Annotated in this window: 12 protein-coding genes and 1 pseudogene; 5 read left to right on the top strand and 8 right to left on the bottom strand. The window is 41.9% G+C overall.

From position 1 onward, the window contains the following. Positions 1–222: 222 nt before the first annotated feature. The 3 genes from HWQ41_RS27705 to HWQ41_RS27695 all read right to left on the bottom strand — a co-directional run bounded on the left by HWQ41_RS27705 (position 223) and on the right by HWQ41_RS27695 (position 2703). Positions 223–696: a quercetin 2,3-dioxygenase gene (locus tag HWQ41_RS27705; RefSeq protein WP_292770270.1), complete on the bottom strand. Its 474-nt coding sequence runs from the start codon at positions 694–696 to the stop codon at positions 223–225. A gap of 150 nt (positions 697–846) precedes the next feature. Then, positions 847–1755 (bottom strand): alpha/beta hydrolase, encoded by a 909-nt coding sequence (locus tag HWQ41_RS27700; protein WP_292770268.1) that lies wholly within the window; start codon positions 1753–1755, stop codon positions 847–849. Positions 1756–1899: 144 nt separating this feature from the next. Next, on the bottom strand, positions 1900–2703 hold the full coding sequence (locus HWQ41_RS27695) for an SDR family NAD(P)-dependent oxidoreductase (RefSeq protein ID WP_292770266.1): 804 nt from the start codon (positions 2701–2703) through the stop codon (positions 1900–1902). A 661-nt stretch (positions 2704–3364) separates the two neighbouring features. On the opposite strand from HWQ41_RS27695, the gene HWQ41_RS27690 reads away from it, so the two are divergent. Next, entirely contained in the window at positions 3365–3763 is a 399-nt protein-coding gene (locus HWQ41_RS27690; RefSeq protein WP_292770264.1) for a nuclear transport factor 2 family protein, read from the top strand. 879 nt (positions 3764–4642) lie between these two features. Here the strand turns inward: HWQ41_RS27690 and HWQ41_RS27685 are convergent. Both HWQ41_RS27685 and HWQ41_RS27680 read right to left on the bottom strand, forming a co-directional pair. Continuing rightward, positions 4643–5290: an NADPH-dependent F420 reductase gene (locus HWQ41_RS27685; RefSeq protein WP_292770262.1), complete on the bottom strand. Its 648-nt coding sequence runs from the start codon at positions 5288–5290 to the stop codon at positions 4643–4645. Between the two features lie 27 nt (positions 5291–5317). Further along, entirely contained in the window at positions 5318–6676 is a 1359-nt protein-coding gene (locus HWQ41_RS27680; RefSeq protein WP_292770260.1) for a ScyD/ScyE family protein, read from the bottom strand. A 1271-nt stretch (positions 6677–7947) separates the two neighbouring features. On the opposite strand from HWQ41_RS27680, the gene HWQ41_RS27675 reads away from it, so the two are divergent. Together HWQ41_RS27675 and HWQ41_RS27670 are read left to right on the top strand one after the other, a co-directional pair. Beyond that, positions 7948–9720 (top strand): multicopper oxidase domain-containing protein, encoded by a 1773-nt coding sequence (locus HWQ41_RS27675; RefSeq protein WP_292770258.1) that lies wholly within the window; start codon positions 7948–7950, stop codon positions 9718–9720. An 826-nt stretch (positions 9721–10546) separates the two neighbouring features. Continuing rightward, positions 10547–11680 (top strand): hypothetical protein, encoded by a 1134-nt coding sequence (locus HWQ41_RS27670; protein ID WP_292770256.1) that lies wholly within the window; start codon positions 10547–10549, stop codon positions 11678–11680. A 173-nt stretch (positions 11681–11853) separates the two neighbouring features. Here HWQ41_RS27670 and HWQ41_RS27665 read toward each other — a convergent pair whose 3' ends face one another. Then, on the bottom strand, positions 11854–12030 hold the full coding sequence (locus HWQ41_RS27665) for a hypothetical protein (RefSeq protein WP_292770272.1): 177 nt from the start codon (positions 12028–12030) through the stop codon (positions 11854–11856). Here HWQ41_RS27665 and HWQ41_RS27660 point away from each other — a divergent pair. Beyond that, positions 11950–12159, top strand: a pseudogene (locus tag HWQ41_RS27660) (transposase family protein); the annotation flags it as partial. The gene HWQ41_RS27665 and the pseudogene HWQ41_RS27660 overlap by 81 nt on opposite strands. A gap of 375 nt (positions 12160–12534) precedes the next feature. On the opposite strand, the gene HWQ41_RS27655 reads toward HWQ41_RS27660, so the two are convergent. Beyond that, the gene (locus tag HWQ41_RS27655; RefSeq protein WP_292770254.1) at positions 12535–14304 is read right to left on the bottom strand and encodes an NFACT family protein; all 1770 of its coding nucleotides are present in this window, start codon (positions 14302–14304) and stop codon (positions 12535–12537) included. A 724-nt stretch (positions 14305–15028) separates the two neighbouring features. After that, on the bottom strand, positions 15029–16408 hold the full coding sequence (locus HWQ41_RS27650; protein ID WP_292770252.1) for a glycosyltransferase family 1 protein: 1380 nt from the start codon (positions 16406–16408) through the stop codon (positions 15029–15031). 610 nt (positions 16409–17018) lie between these two features. Between HWQ41_RS27650 and HWQ41_RS27645 the strand changes: the two genes are divergently transcribed. Beyond that, on the top strand, positions 17019–17460 hold a 442-nt coding region (locus HWQ41_RS27645), incomplete at its 3' end, for a HEAT repeat domain-containing protein (RefSeq protein ID WP_292770250.1).

Genomic DNA, 17460 nt, shown 5'->3' with positions numbered 1-17460 from the left:
TCAATACAGTTCAGTTAAGCATTTTTTTCTTCTCTCTGTGTTCTCTGCGCCTCTGTGGTTCGTAAAAAAAAATTGACCTTGACAAAGGATTTTAGCCTTAACTGAACCGTATTGCCATATAGGTGGGTTTCGACTGTGTAGAAGCGACTTCTAGTCAGGAGCATCTCACTTGTTAAAAAATTTGGGATGCTCTTGTTATAGTTGCTATATCAAGTGTGAAAATTATAGTATTTCAACACCATATTTTAGACCTACTTCACGCATTTTTTTGATTTGGTCTTCGAGCGAGATAGGTACGGGCGTATCTTTGTCTTTCACTAGATAGCCGACTTCCTCAAAAAAGTTTTCCAGCCCCGCAGGAATAGCTGTTGTGAAAGTTCTTGCCGGTGTCGTGCCTACATTTTTAAAGGAATGAGGAATGCCTTTGGGTGCATGAACAAAGCTACCAGCTGACAAGACTATATTTTGATCTCCAACCTGGAACAACAACTCCCCCTCTAGGATATAGAATGTCTCGTCTTCCCGATGATGAATATGAGGTGGAGAACCATTTTGGGGTGGAATGAAAAACTCAAATGTTGAGTAAGCTCCGCCAGTATCTTCGCTAACTGCTTTAAAAGTGTATGTGTCTCCCACGACTGAGTAAACAAGACCTTCGCCTGTTGGTGACACTAGTGGGTTAGTATTGCTTCCCAATGTATTTCTCCTTTATCTGCTAGGATTTTTCAAAATGTAAACTGCTTGCAAGTGCTACGCATACTTGGCAATATCTGCTCACAAGTAGTTTATAAACACCGACTGCAAGCTAAATTATCAATGCTCCGTGCAGGGGTCACAAACCTAGAATTAGGATTTGTAATCTTCACCAAAGAACTGGAGCAGCTGTTCAATCAGGTAATCTGGACGCTCCTCAGGAATAAAATGTCCGCAGCCTTCAATGACTGTACCGCGAACATCCTCAGCAACTGCCTGCATTGCCTTAATTGGGCGATCGCCTAAACCATGAGAGGCTCCTAAAACTAGTACTGGCATTTTGAGTTTTGTCTTGGCATTTTCTTTATTTTGTTGCACTGACTCATAAATAGCGCGGTAAAGTCCAAGAGAACTGCGTACTGCTCCTGGTGCAGAATACCAACGAACATACTCGTCGATTTCAGCCTCAGAGATTCCAGACGGGTTGTAAGAAAACTTATTGAAAAAGTAGGAAATGAATATCCGTTCTCTGCCTGCAATAAGTGCCTCTGGGAGATCAGGTACAGCATTAAAGTTAAAATGCCAAATCCCGCCACCTTGTCGGGAGGTTTCTGAGGAATACCCGGCTAGGTCTTCCCAGCCAAACCCTGGAAGCGTTGCATCAAGGTTTACAAATCTACGTACATCTTCTGGATGAGCAGACGCATAGGCATAGTTTACTGGGGCACCCCAATCAGACCCAGCTAAGAAAACCCGTTCAAAACCGAGAGAATGGACTAATTGGTAAATATCTTCAGCTTCGGTACGGCTATCGTAGCCAGTAGCTGGCTTGGAAGAGTCACCAAAGCCACGGATGTCAACTGCAATCACAGTATAGTGTTCAGCTAAGGCTGGCATAACTTTATGCCACTGATACCAAGTATGTGGCCAACCATGCAACAGAACTATTGGATCGCCTTTGCCACCTATTACGTAGTGCAGACGTATGCCGTTAACAAAAGCATATTGATGGGTAAATTTTGCTTCGAGAGTCGTTTTGATATCTGCTAAATAACTTGTCATGTTTGTACCTTTGTATAAGAGTGCGTTGATGTCTTGTTCACAAGAATGTGGTCACACCTTTTGGAGCTTCCTGAGTTTTTTGGTTGCTCTGGTTGTATCAACCACTGTCACTTCTAGGCTTGTGTCAGAAAATAGGTGAGCAAATTAGTTGATTGCTCCTACACCTCCACCGTCCACCCGAATATTTGCGCCGTTAATGTAATCTGCAAGGGGACTAGCTAAGTATGCAATCATGTTTGCTATTTCTTCAGGACGTCCCAGACGACCAGTTGGATTAGGCCAATACTCTTGCATAGCGTGCTTTTCAATGTCTGCCCACTCTTTACCCCATCCTTTGTGAAGAGCAATTTGATGAAAAATATTCTTTGCTCCTTCAGTTGCAATCAGGCCAGGACTCACCGTGTTGACTGTAATGCCTGTTTGGAATAACTCCTTTGCAAGACTCACAGTCAGATTTAAAGTTGCGGCTTTTGTAACTTGATAGTCAGGTAAGGAAGCATTGGGCTGAGTGGCTAATCCGCTAGCAATCTGGATGATACGCCCCCAACCTAGCTGCTTCATTCGGGGTACAAGAAGCTGAATCACCCGCACCATAGAAATCACGTTAGCGTTATAAACTTCAGCCCATTCCTTTGGTTGGCTATTAATCCAGTTCCGGTCTTCGTATGAGCCAGCATTATTGACCAAAATTTCCACACCATCAAGAGTTGATAGTATTTTTTCAGCCACTTGATTTGCGCCTTCATTGGTTGCCAAATCTCCAATAGCAACAAAAGCTTGTCCGCCATCTTTACTAATCTCTTGAGCCACTTTATTGGCTTGTTCTTCCCTTCGTCCGTGTATGACAACGATCGCACCTTCTTTTGCTAAAGCTTTAGCGATCGCAGCACCAATTCCACTACTGCTACCAGTAATAAGAACTCGCTTATTACGTAAATGTAAATCCATGAACTGACCTCATGGTTGTATTTTTTGTGTACTTTGTAACTTTTTTCCATACTATGGAAGAAAAAAGGCAACTTCTAGCTCAAATAGTACAGGTTGGCGCAAGTAAGTCTAAGATTACGAGTCGGGAAGAAATCTTTGTTTACACCCTTAAAAAAAGTAGCCATATTTACGCCACACGGTACTAGTAGCAATTTAATAACCCAATGTTTTTATTGAGCTTTGTAGTCATCCTTATGAATGAGAAGATACACTCAGTTTGTCTATTCTTTAAAAAAAATACCAGCAAAGTTCAGTATTTTAAGAATAAACTTATGATATTTTATTACCAAATTTTTAAAATAAGGTTCAAATTCAGCTTCCTAGTTTGCTACACAATGCTTATAAAACTTAGATGAAAAAGACTTTAACTTTAATATAAGTAAAATACTTTTCAACTATGATTCAATCTAAGTTTTTTTGAATGCAGTAGTATTTTTTACCTATATATATTGAATTATTGTCTCTGTAAAAATACATCTTTAAAAAATTTCCCAAATAATTAATATATTTTTCGTCATCCTTAACACAAAAGTATAACTTTGTTCTTAAAATTGTGAAGTTAACTGGTAAAGTAGTTGAAAACTAGACAAACTAAACTTGCTTATTCATTACGAAAATTACAATGTCTAACTTGGTAGCAAAATCAACTAAAACTCAAATCATTAAATACCTATTTGAAGCACTGGAATCTGGGACAAATACTCCCATCCAGTCCTCAGAAAAATATGTTACTTTTCTTACAGAAAGCGCACAGTTTAGGTTCGGTAACTTAGATGCTTTGGTTGGACATAAAGCCATCAAGGATTCTCTAGTTGATTTTTGCCAACAGGTAAAGAGTATATATCACGACATCAAGCGAGAGTGGGAGATTGGAGATGTGGTGTTCCTGGATATGGAAGTTACCTACTACCGTCTTGATGGTATTAGCGTGACACTTCCTGTGATGGATTTATTTCAATTTCAAGATGATTTAATTCAAGAAGTACAAATTTTCATGGATATCAATCCAGTGTTTGTCTAAATTGGTATTGTTAAAGGATAAAAAGGTGACAGACAACAGAGCTTGGGTGCTAACTTGATCAGTTTCACCCGCTCACAGTCTTGCTAATTCCTTAATCCTAACTTTAGCCAATTTTTAAGTATTCATAACTCACTCACATATTGCAATGGAATAAACGTTAACAATTCAAAATGACGCTCTCTACGAGACGCTAAAAGCGTAGCTTGCAACTCTTACAGAGTACGCAGACTCGCTCTAAGCGAACGCGAGTGCGTCTCCCCTTCTCACATTGGGAGAGGCTAGCGCCAAGGGAGAAGAGAAGGCTTTGCGCTGCGCTAACAAAATTCTTGCATTAAAGACATTTTCAGACTCTTATTTAAACCCCGACTGTAGCAAGATCCCGCAGGGTAACTTCGCGGAGGCGGAGTGACTCCGACTCCGCGCTACCTGTATTGTTGGGGTCTTAAACCCTTTGATTTACGATAAAAATACTTCCCAAAAAAACTGAACTAATAATATTACGTGAGTTCGATGAACCTTCCCCTGACCTGAACTAAAGTTCACCCCTGTCCCTTTCCGACTCGGAGAGGGACGGTTTTGCGTAGTAAAACCTCTTAGAAGTCTCGTTAGGTGAACACCAGATGAGCCGTCGAACTCACGTTAATATAAGCTCAGTTTTTTTGGTTTTTTTTTGGGAAGGAGCATGAAAGGTAATACAGTTCAGTTAAGCATTTCTTCCTTCTCTTTCTTCTCTTCCTTTGCGTTCTTCTCTGCGAGATGCACTCGCGTTTGCGTCCTTGGCGGTAGCCTGCGGCAAGCCGCTCCGCGTCTACGTTAAAAAAATTGACTTTGACAAAGAGTTAAGCCTTAACCCAAGCGTATTGACATGAAAGGTGACTATTAACGGCGTAACACCTTTAACCCAACCTTTGGAAACAAGCCTGATACAACAGCCATCTGCACCCAGATAGTTGCCAAAGACTCTAAAGTACGTGCTATCACGAGTGCTCCTGCATCAATGGCTTCGTAACCGCTTTCCTTAATTAGTTCTGCGGTCATCTGTTTAGCCTGTTCATCATCACCACAGTAGAAAATACTCGCCTGCTCAGAACCGAACTGCCGCGATTCGGATTGCAAAATCTCTGCAAATGTCAAGTTGAACGCTTCTACTACTTTGGCTGTTGGAGCTAACTGGGCAATTGTTTCCGCAGCAGAAATTTCCGAGGATGCTTTTAAACCTGTCGTCAGTCCCTCAAAGTCCGGTTTCAAAGGGCTGACACATGTGATCAGTATTTTGCCATCGAGTGAGCCGGCAGCGCTGAGTGCATCTTCTAGTGCTACCCATGGCACTGCAAGAAAAATTACTTCACCAAACTGTGCTGCTTCCGCAGGCGTACCGACTGAAGCATTTGGAGCAATAGACTCGACAAGAACACGGAGATTGTTTGGGTCACGCGAGTAGCTGAATAGCACTTTGTGACCCTTGTTGCTCCAGATTCTTCCCAAGGCAGTGCCCATATTTCCTGAACCAATAATTCCAATATTCATGCAATCTCCTTCGATCAATCACAAAATTTAACTTACAATCTCAATCCTGACTACTTGCCCAATTCCAGCATATGAGCCGTAGTTTGAAACATAAATGGCTCCATCTGAACCAATAGTCATAGCGGTTGGCAGAACCAGTCCATCACTAACCAGAGTGGTACGTTGTCCAGAAGGTGACAGATAAATGAGTGCTCCAGACCCGTCACCTAACAACAGAGAGTGGGAGGCGTGTTCGAGAACATATAGACCACCATCAGGGGCGGCAGCGATATCTATAATTTGAGTGAAACCCTCTGCATAGACTTGTGGAGCTTGACCTGGCATCAAGCGGAAGATACGCGCAACACCTTCTAAGAAAGGAAATCCAGAAAATTCGCCTACGTAGTAGGCTCCATCTGAACCAACCGTGATAGCTGTAGGTACCGATTGCACGGGAAATTCTACGTTGGGAAAGTAACGCGTATTAAAAACAGCCTCTGTTGAGATATCCCCATGTCTATCCACTCGTAGAAGATCGTTAGCACCTCCATCAACGACCAAACAATCGCTACCCTGGATTAAAAAAGAATAGGGATCGCTAACTAGATCGTCATGAGATGGATTTTTTTCTGATTCATACTGTGCGAAATCGGCGATTTTTTTGAGCGACACGACTTTACCCTTTCGGGTTAAATTTATCTTGAGAAGTGACGCTAGATTTGCCCCACTGTAACCCAGATTCCGTCTGTAAATTGGATTAGTGGCGTAACCAAGGATGATATAAGCATCTCCCTTTCGATCAAATGCTATGTCGGTAGCACCGAAAGTTTGGCTGCTGCCATTGATAGACGGCACTAGCTGAGTATCTTTCGGGTCTACCGTCGTGGATTGCAAATCGACGATGATACGTTGTTGTACTCCTTGATAAACGCGAGTCACTGAACCATTCAAGCCGAAATCTAAAATCACACCCGGCGCTGGCCCCGGAATTTGTGTTTTTTGCCCATTTACACCAGCCTCTGTAATGTAAAGTTCGCCATCAGTTCTGAAGGCAAGTCCACGTGGATTATTAAGGTTTTTGGCAACTACGCTCATCCTAACTTGCGAGTTGGTAGACACGGAGTTTTGCTTTGCATTGACTGTTGGTATTAGCACCCCAAAAAGCAGCACAGGTATGATGATTGCTAAACCCAGCGATAGCAAAGATATCAACAATAACCTTCTAGCTGCTAGTTTTTTCCTCAACCCAATGATACCAATTGAACATCTTCTTAGTCTTTTTAAGGTAATATTGCGGTTCTTGATCATATGAGATACATCGTCATGACCAGCAATAAAGCCATAAATAAACAGACATCTGCTAATCAGTTTTTTGTGCCTAACTAGTTTGTTGAACTGACTTTTCATGAGAAGTCCTCAAACCACGAAACAGCCTGGTTTTTTTCCACACCTTTATTGTCAATAGTTATAAATCAATGAAAATGACCAACGGAAAAATCAGGGCTTGGGAAATCCTCAAAATGACCTTTTCCACATGCCGGGAAAAGTTAGGTTTGTTGAACTGCCTCAACCAAGATAAATAATTGTTTACTTTTTCTCAATTTTTGAGTATAGAAGATCGATAAATTAAGGATAAATTTAACAATACCTTCGCCAACTTACGAGGTTCAATACCTGCTGAAACAGGGTGAATATGACCCAAAGAGGTAAGCTTGCCAAAAATCTGGGCTAATAAAATTGCTCAGGCTTTTGAGAAAGCATTTTTATCATTTCGCCGAGAGAAAATCAAGGGTAATAAGCCTTAAAGTCAATAACACCGACGCCAGGATTATTTTGACGATAATTTAGAGGATACCAACGTATATGGATAATGCTTAATTTCTCTATTTTTATTGATATCACTTGCCTATACTGGTGCAACAATATCTGGTCAAAAATAGGACTTACGCAAAACTACACACTGTAGGGGCAATTCATGAATTGCCCCTACCTAAAAATCAGGGTTTCAGCTATTGTTTGCGTAAGTCCTGAAAAAATTAAACCTATGGGTGTGCGAAGTATTAGATCTATTTTTCTCGCCTTGCCCTTTCATTCAGATGTGCGAATTTTTATCTGTATGGCCAACATAAATGAGTTAAGTTTTTCTCTAACGTCAGGATCTTACCTGGTCAAAAATTTAGGGAAAGTGAAAACTATATTCAAATTTAAAAACGTCACAACTTAAGTACAGGAAGCAATGTGGCACAAGAGGGTTCATCTGTACGCGATCGCGCTTTTGAAGAGTAAAAACCAAGTACTGAGGCGATGCCTTGCGGCAACCTTACCGAACGCTGATCACTCAATTTTTAGCTAAAAATGTTTTTGAACCATATCTGAAGACGGAAAATTAAAAATTTAGACTGAAATTGAAGTGTTTTAATGCTCCTTTTTGAGCAAGGCTTCAATCAAACTTTTAGTCACATTTTAATGATGCACTGATTAAACTTGCGGTGGTTATTTTATTCATAACATGAGGTAGCTAAATGGCTAAAAATTTTGAAATTACGTTAACTTTTGGTTAAGTTACGATTCAGATTTCGATAAACTTATCGGTAAAAGCACAAACAAGCACTTTCAGATTTATTTAACCATCAGAGCAAACGCATTCTAAGTAAATCAATTAAATTTTTTTATACTTTATGTATACACCCAAAAAAAAGGCAGCAATCTTAACAAGAAGGCAGTTCATGTTTGCAAGTGCGGGGAGTGGAGCAGCATTCCTTGCTACTGCCATGCTTAAGGCAAATAGAACTAATGCAAACTCGAACTCCCTGGTGCAGATAACGAAGTTTACCGAGCCTCTACCCATCCCATTCCCAGGTTCCCCACCCAGCACTTTGATGATTGCACGGAGTTCACATTCGTTCCACCGCGACTTGGGGGCAGGCCCCACGTTGGGTTATGGTGGTTTCCCAATTCTGGGGCCAACTATCGAAGTCACAAGAGGCATACCCCTTAACATCAACGTGGTCAACAATATCGTTGGAAACCATCCCCTGTTGGGAGCAGTTGACACGGGGTTGCATGGCACTCTAGAGTCTGACAAGACTAGCCCACGGGTATCGTTGCATCTGCATGGTAGCAACACCGAAGCCAAAAGTGACGGATATCCAATGGACACGTTTAGGCCAGGACAGAATTACCTGTACAACTTCAACAACAATCAGGAAGCAGCCACCTTGTGGTATCACGATCATGCGATGGGGATTACTGGTTTAAATGTCTTGGCCGGTCTGGCAGGGTTTTACCTAATCAGGGATATTGACGATCCCGTGGGTGGTAATGGGCCACTCGGTCTGCCAGCTGGCGCTCCCTATGAAGTGCCCCTGGTCATACAAGACCGTTCTTTCAACACCGATGGCTCGATGTCTCACCCCAACCAGCCCCCCTGGTTAGTAGAGTATGTTGTTGACGTTGCGACTGTAAACGGAAAGGCGTGGCCGAACCTCAATGTAGACCGTACCTTGTACCGATTCCGAATTGTCAATGGCTCAAGCGCACGGACTTACAACCTTAAGTTGTCGTCGAAGCAGCCAATCATTCAAATTGGCACCGACCAGGGTATGCTCAACGCCCCGGTGTATTTGTCTGGTCTATTGCTCTCTCCTGGGGAGCGGGCTGACGTGCTGATCGATTTCTCTAGTAGTCTGCCAGGAGACAAGATCATCTTGGAAAATGACGCTATTTCACCATATCCATTCGGTAGGGCTAACTCAATCATATTTAATCCCGAACTGCCTGAAATCATGCAATTCACAGTGAATGCGGGTGCTGCTGCTCCCAAGGCAGTTCCCAAGATACTGCGACTGTATAAACCACAGATAAAACCGATAGCTGTTAAGCCGATACGGCAACGGTTTCTGACGCTGGTGGAGATAACTGGGCCAAGGGGGCCAATTGTGCTGCTACTTAACAATGTCTACTGGGATGAGACATTCAAAAACCCCGAATTGATGGAACGGCCGAAAGTTGACACCGTGGAGCAGTGGAACATTATCAATCTTCAGCCTGTCGCCCACCCAATGCACTTGCATCTAATTCCGTTCCAGATCCTCAACCGACAAAAGATTAATGCGACCAAGTATTTAAAAGCATACATTGCTACGGGGCCTCGTACAGTTATTACAGAACATGCAATGGGTGGCCCGACGGTGCCAACTGGTTACCCACCACCTGATCCTACCCCCTTTGCGATCGGGCCGGTAAGACCGCCGGCGCCAAACGAGGCCGGATGGAAGGATACAGTATTAGCCAATCCATATGAGGTCACCCGTCTGATCGTTCCATTTGGAGCTCAAGCAGCAGAGAATCTACCATTCAGTAATTCGTTCATCGGAACCTACGTCTGGCACTGCCATATGCTTGGACATGAGGACAATGAAATGATGTTGCCCTATGAAATAACAGCGTAATTCCTAATAGAAAAAGTTTATGACAGCGGATGACTACAGTAATACCAGATAAGTTGTGAACATAATATGAACCCTCAAGATATAAATGAGCTTTGTTCATAAACTATTTAGGATTGCTGTAGCTACGAATATGTTGATAATAGATATTTGGTGTGGGGTAGGGTCATGCTTCCAGTCTGATTATTTATAGCTTGTCCCCCAAGTGAGACAATCTCTAATACCAAGTTATCTTAGTTCTGATTAAGTCAATTGGCGAGAATAAATCAAACTATATGTTTTGTAATGTAAAAAAACGAAATAAGCTCGTAAGCTAATCGGCATTCAAGTTGCATAATCAGGGCGGGCATCTTGCCATTGGTGTCAAGTTAAGCCAAAACCCTTTTAAAACCTCGTTTCCAGTCTCTGGCTGGAAATGCACCTCATCGCGGCTCTGCCGCAAGTCTTGAGGCGGAGCCTCGCATTAGGCATTCCCAGTCGGAGACTCTTAACGAGACAAACGAGACAATCTTTAAAAGCTTGTTCTAGACTGGCTTTCACCTGAAGTTGACACCAATGGCTTTTCGGCCCACCCCACAAGATATTGAGAAAATTTTAATATGCAAATTAGATGTGTTTTAGCTTAGTAAGCGGCTCTAGCCCTTTTTTGTTCGCATAGCGGACGCACCAGAGGACTAAAGTCCTTACTACAAACCTTTAATTATTTACGCCGTCCTACTTATTTGCTCGAAAGTCAGTCTAGTACAGCACGGCGTAAATAAACCGTTTGCAGTATCGTAATTACGAATTAAGAATTACAAATTACCCATCTAATTTCAAGGTGAATATTATGAAAGTACTCTCTACGCTAGCTATTAGTTTTATCGCTATAGCTGCACCCGCTCATGCACTATCTGAAAGCGAGACTAATCACTCTTTTGCTAACACAAAGATTCTACCATCTGGTGTTAGTAGTGTAGACGGGCAGCTAGAGAGTGAGAGCGTTGACTTTTACACATTCTCAAGTTTTGATCCCGGAAACTTATTTACTGTAGAGGTAAATTCACAGTCATTTGATCCACTTCTAGGACGGCTGAATGATTTTGGTAAGATCCTAGAAACAAACGATGACCAATCTGACAATAATGTTCTACCCATACTAACCGGAAAAATACCCGCAACTGGCAACCTAAACTTAGCTGTGTCTGGCTTGAGGGACATTAACCTTATCGGTGACCACTTTGAATCTGGTTCATATACATTGTCATTAAAAACATTTATTTTTCCCAGTTCTTCTACTAATGCAACACTCGTCAACGGTAGTTTTGAAACTGGCAATTTTACCGGATGGTCAACACTAGGCTCTACCAGTATTGAGACCGCAACATTTAACAGTGAGCCAACTGACGGAACTTCGCAAGCTTTATTGTCAACTGGGGGGGCCACATTTGATGATTCAATTACAGAAAAATTCTTAGGATTAAAAACTGGAAGCTTGAATAATTTTGGCAAAGGACAAGTTACTAAAGGCTCTACTATTCAACAAATATTCACAGCTAAAGCTGGAGACATTTTAAGTTTTGATTATAATTTTCTGACCAATGAGGTATTATCGCCAATTAATTTTTCAGATTTCTCTTTTGTTTCAATCAGTTCTTCTTCAGACAGTTCAATCAATTCCCTATTAGAACTGGCTGATGTGAGCAATGCCACATCGACAACTTCCCTAACAGAGTTTTTTAAAGAGACTGGATTTCAGACTTTTTCCTTTAAGTTACCAACCACAGGAACATATACTTTAGGAATTGGAGTTGTAAATGTGGGAGATACCGCTTTTGATTCTGGACTATTGATTGACAATGTTAAATTCACCTCTGTTCCTGAACCGAGTTTTGGTTTATTGGAATTTAGTGCTTTGGCACTCTTAGGATTATGGAAAAAAACTTATCCTAAATACAATACTTTTGCAAAGAAAAGAGTATGAACACAGAAGAGTGTTGTCGCAGACATTTGCGTATGGCTTGCGGTAAGGGATACCTAAGCCAGGGCAAACGCATCTAAATTGTGACAAAATGGTACGGAGAAACTAGAAGATGGGTCAGGTGAGAAATTTTGTCTGGCGGGCATCAGGAGGAAACGATAACGCTTTGTACTGATTTAGCGATGTAAAAAGGTTAACATCAGGAGCATTGGCTGCGTGCGATCGCTAAAAATGATATTCTCATCCTCAAAGTAGAATGAAGACAAAGAAGCGTGAAACTCAAGCCGAAAATCACGATTGCTGACCACTTTGCACAGATGGAACATCCACGGATAGATCGCACCAAGCGTCACAAATTAATTGACATTATCACCATTGCCGTGTGTGCAGTGATATGTGGGGCGGATAGTTGGGTGGCAATCGAGACGTATGGCTGTGCGAAGTATGAGTGGTTAAAAATATGTTTAAGCCAGTTTTTAGAGCACTGCTATTAAATGATTATAGCAACAAAAAGACCAGCCTCCCACAGCTGGTCTGGAAAATCTTTTTTTGCGTTGTCTTCTCAAGAGAGTTAAAACCCAATTGCGCGTTCCCAAAATGCAACGGGCAACTTTTCTTAACAATTAATATTGTAACAGCCAACACAGATTTTTCCGGAATATTCATCAAAAAAAGATAGGAATAAAGCTTAAAAGCCTCTATCTATCAGGATAATTCAGCAGATCGCAGGGTATACGTGAGGGAGCAGCGGGACTGGGGAAGAAGCAGGGGAGCAGGGAGCAGGGAGCAAGGGAGAAGAATTTTCCCCTCTGCCCCCTGCCCCTCTGCCTCTTTTCAATGCCCAATCCCCAATCCCCTCAATTTTGAATTTTGAATTTTGAATTTTGAATTGTTAATTGTGGTTTTCCCCAGAGGATGGTCTCCTGCTTGTAAATTGCAATTCCGGGTTTTGCTCCTTTGGGTTTGTAGACGTGTTTTAGCTGAGTATAAACTACTGGTACTTGCTCGCTCTGACGGGCGCGACTATAGTATGCAGCAAGATTAGCTACAAATTGCAAATCAGCTTCTTCTGCAACAGCACGCGGTTCTAGACGTAGTAGCACATGGCTCCCTGGAATTTCTTGAGCGTGAAACCATAGGTCATAATCCCCAGCTACACGAAAAGTCAATTGATCATTCTGGCGATTATTACGACCGATTAATACTTCAAAGCCGCTGGGGGTAAGGTAACGATGAAAGTTGGTGCTGGGGGCTTCGTTGGCGCTACGGCTGCGGTATTCTGGATCTTCCAGATACTTTTGCCCAATCAACTCTTCGCGGATTTCTTCTAAAGCTCGCAAATCTTCTGCTGTTTGGTAGGTGTCTATCTGAGCGTAGGCGTAGCCCATCAAAGATATCGCAGCTTCTACTTGTTCTAAATACTCAATTTCTGTCTGCACTTCCAAAAGTAGCGGTTCCACAGCAGCACGAGCGCGTTTCAGCTTTTGGTGCTGTTTGTAAAGACTTTGGGCATTTTGGACGGCATTCTTATCTGGTTGGAGAGCGATCGCTACTGGCAAATTTGTATCAAAATCAGAAAGGATAATTTCTTTCATCCCCGGTTCCCAGTTTTGCAAGTGAGCCATCAATAAATCAGCTTTTTGCCGATACTCATCGGCTTTATCTGATTGCTGCAAGCGCGTCTTAAAGGTTTGAGCCTTGTTGCGTAATTTCGCCAGAATATTATTTAATTTCTGACTCAACTGATGGCGTAATTGGGAAAATAACTGTTCGTTAATCTGGTTACTGTAGTAGCGGTTGAGTAACTCCTGGATATCTTTGACATTTTCAACTGCACCCCAACCTATTACGGTGTAGCCGTCTTTTGTCCAAGCGGGTTGAAATTTGCTGGAATCCAAGGCTTGCAGCCATTCTTGCCAACGCTCAAATAGCCGTTGCCAATCGTTAGGGTTGAGAATATCGGTGGATGTTTCTGGTGCGATATTTGCTTCTAGCAGCATTAACTCCAGTAATGCGGCACTCAAGCCACTATAACTTTTCAGCAATTGCCGCTTGATTGCTCCTGGGACTAAACTTACCCGTTCTTGCCAACGTTCTTGGGATTCGCTCAAACTGGGGACAGTTCCAGTCAGTTTTGGTGGTGTTTCATAAGGTTGTCCGGTTTGGATGGGACGAACACTAGATTGTTGCTGACTGACTTGATGGGCTGCGGTGATAATTATATTGCTGGCATCGGTGAGAATAACGTTGCTATACTTGCCCATGATTTCTGCATAGACATGATACAGGGCGCTTTCTCCGGGACGACGGGCAAATTGTAAATCAATCACACGCTCCCAAGGTGCGATCGCTTCAATAGCCACCAGTGCCAAACCACCCAATTGGTGTATCAGTTGTTGGCTAAAGGTAAAGGTATCTGGCGATCGCGGTGGTGGATCGCCGATACAAATATGTGCAGCTTGAGGATGCCAAGAAATCTCTAGCCAATCTCGCTGTTTGAGGGTGCGTAATGCCATAGCAAGAGTGTAGCGATCGCGCTGGTAAACCTGTTCTAAGCGTGATGGTAGCCAGTTAGCGCGGATTTCGCTACAAGCAGCTGTGAGAGTGGTAAAGTCAACTGGTTGCAAAGCGATTACTTATTAACATTCAAATGGTAGCGATCGCTATGCTTTTATTTTCGTTTAGTCAAAGCATAGCAGACCTCAACTATCATAGCGGTTACTTGGTTTAATCATAGCTGCGAATAAAAAAACGCAGAAATATATCATCAGATAGAGTTAGGTATTTAGATATGAAGTTTTTTTTATACTTTTTTGCTATCGAGTTTTGCAAGCTCAAGCGATCGCTGCCAAAGTTCAACCCAAATTACTATCAGTAGTTGTAACTGCTTTAATTTGATTAGCAAGATTGTATCGTGTAAGTGCTGTAACAGTTCATGTAATTATTATAACATCACAGCGGTAGTTATAAGTTCATCTCATAGAGGGATATATAGCAACGGACAAGAAGGTTAGGACATTAACTGATGATAAAACCTATATACAAACAGACTTTCAACCCAGTCCCCAGTCCCCAGTCCCCTGCTATACTTATGCTTACTAACATCATCAATTCGGCAGGAAGTCTTGGTGAATTTATAACTGCTATTAATAACTGTTATACCAATTTGCTAACCAACTTATAAATAAATAGGCTAAGTAATTTCCACTAATTAAACCAATAGTGTAAAACACTCAGCCTAGAGAAATATTTAGAATAAATGATTGAGTAATGATGACTGAGCATCTAGGAAAAGAAAATTATTGCTTATTTCCGAGTTACTCACTCACCATTATCTGTTACGCAAGAGAATTATTTAGCAACCAAAACAGGCTGTTTTAGTGTTGACTGCACTAATTCGGCTGTTGACTGCACTAGTTCTTTTGCTGTTGATTGCACTAATTCGGCTGTTGACTGCACTAGTTCTTTTGCTGTTGATGCTAGTGGTTGTGGCTGCAACAGTTGGGTGTAAAGTTCACTCAGTTGATTTGCTACACCATCCCAGCTAAACTTATTTTCGACGCGCTTTCTACCGGCTTTAGCCAATTCGTCTCGCCACTCTGGATTTAAAAGAATTCGGTCAATGGCAGACGCAAAGGCATCTACATCTTGTGGTGGTGCTAATAAACCAGTTTCTTCATCAACTACAGTAAACTGAAGTCCGCCGACATCACTAGCCACAACTGGTGTACCGCTTGCCATCGCTTCGATCGCTACGAGTCCAAAGGGTTCGTAGTGACTGGGAACAACGCAAACATCGGCAGCTGCGTAATAAGTCGGCAAAACATCTTGACTCAAACGACCGGCAAAAGTGGTAAAGTCACTCATCCCCAATTCGTTGACGATTTGCTCAATGCGATCGCGTTCTATGCCGTCGCTGTTACCTGGAGTACTACCACCACCAATAATTAGCTGGAGATTGTTGGAGTCTCGTAGCCCAGACTCGTTTACTGCACGCACCAAGGTTTCTATACCTTTGCGTGGGTCAAAACGTCCTACATATAATACAACTTTCGCTTCTTTGTCAATACCCAATTCATCTCTGGCTGCTTCTCGTGCAATCGAACCAAACCGCTGAATATCTGTACCACAGGGAATGATATCGATATTGCCTTTAGTGGAAACTAGCGATCGCATATGTTCCTTTTCTTGCGGACTTGTCGCCACAATCCGCTCTGCTATTTCCAATACCTCTTTTTCCACTGCTAATCGCACACTAGCAATCAGAGGAATATTTTCTTTTTCTATAGTGTTGTACTTGACTGCTCCTAATGAATGGTAGGTATGAACCTGTTTACTCTCTTGGATTTTATTTAACTCCATCCCCACCCAACTAGAGAGCCAATAGTTAGTGTGAACTAACTGGTATGTAATGTCATTTTCTACTTGAAATTTACGGAAATTATCCACAAATTCTGGCAGATATTCAAAAATCTCATCTCGTGGCACAAACTCAAGACAACCAGCTTTTAAACGAATAGTTCGACAATTGTCGCTGTGTTCAACAATCGAGTCTTGCTCCAGACTCACCTTGCGAGTAAACATATCAACTTGCCATCCTAGCCGCGCTAGTGCTTCACCCACGTAGCGCACATAAACATTTTGTCCCCCTGCTTCTTCTTTCCCTATTTCAATCGCCGGGTCTCCGTGAACGGAAATCAAGGCAATACGTTTTTCGGTGGTAGAGTTCATAGTTTGTGTGTTGCTGATTTTAACAAAGTTTTACCCTGTTCCAAGTTCGTGTATAGCACACTTGCCTGAATTGTTTATAAACTTTGATTAATATTGATTTTAATTTACTATGTCTAATCTTTATTTACATCTTCTGCCAGAAGTATACTTTATTTGTATTTGATTTCTTTAGATATAAAAAATTGCTATATTTATATCTCATACTTTTGATAGATGAAAATTATATTTTTTCATCTATATTATGCAGAGATAGGAATCGTAAATTGCACAAATTTAGCCTTGCCACTAGGGAGCGAATTCTATTCGCCCAATACTTTTCAAACATCCTCTTAATGACTCAGTACTCTCTCCAACGACTGACTCATCCTAAACTTTTAAATTTGGAATTGCTATTTGTTGTTGATCAGAGAACAGCGATCGCATTCATCTATTTAACACCTTGCTGACTAAAAGCGATCGCACCATATCTGACAAATTCTAGGCTGCGGGCGATCGCTGCTACACTAATAAACTATAAATAGTTGCGGTATTTCTGGGTATGACTTCACATCACTGGAGACAACGACTCGCCTCAACGTTACCTCAGAGCCTTTTGTTCTGTCTCCCCATCATGCCCAACAATTTCTGCAAGCGTCGCAGGTTATCTCGCGTTTTCCTGTTTCTTTTTACTTGTTTACTGACTGTTGTCTTTTCACTTAATTGGGTAAACGCTGAAGAAGAACCAAAGCTAAAGCCAGAATTATGGCAGATTCAGGGTATTATGGCAGCCCTTAATGATGACTATCCCAAGGTGAAGACGTTGGCTTTGGATAAATTAGGTGAATATAAAGTGAAAAATTTAAAATCTTTAGAGAAGGAATTAGGAGATATTGCCCAAATTGCTGCCAATCTTCTCAAAGATAAAAGGGTTGAGGCTGAAGTTCGTTCCAGTGCGGCACAAGCTTTGGGTAATTTGGGAACAGCAACCACACCCTACGTCAAAGACATCGCTGACATCCTCAAAGATAAAAGGGTTGAGGCTGAAGTTCGTTCCAGTGCGGCACAAGCTTTGG

Origin of the sequence: Nostoc sp. NOS(2021) (assembly GCF_017115025.1) — a bacterium.
GTDB lineage: Bacteria > Cyanobacteriota > Cyanobacteriia > Cyanobacteriales > Nostocaceae > Nostoc.
Note: the sequence above shows the minus strand (reverse complement) of the source record. Positions and strands in the feature narration are given on the sequence as shown.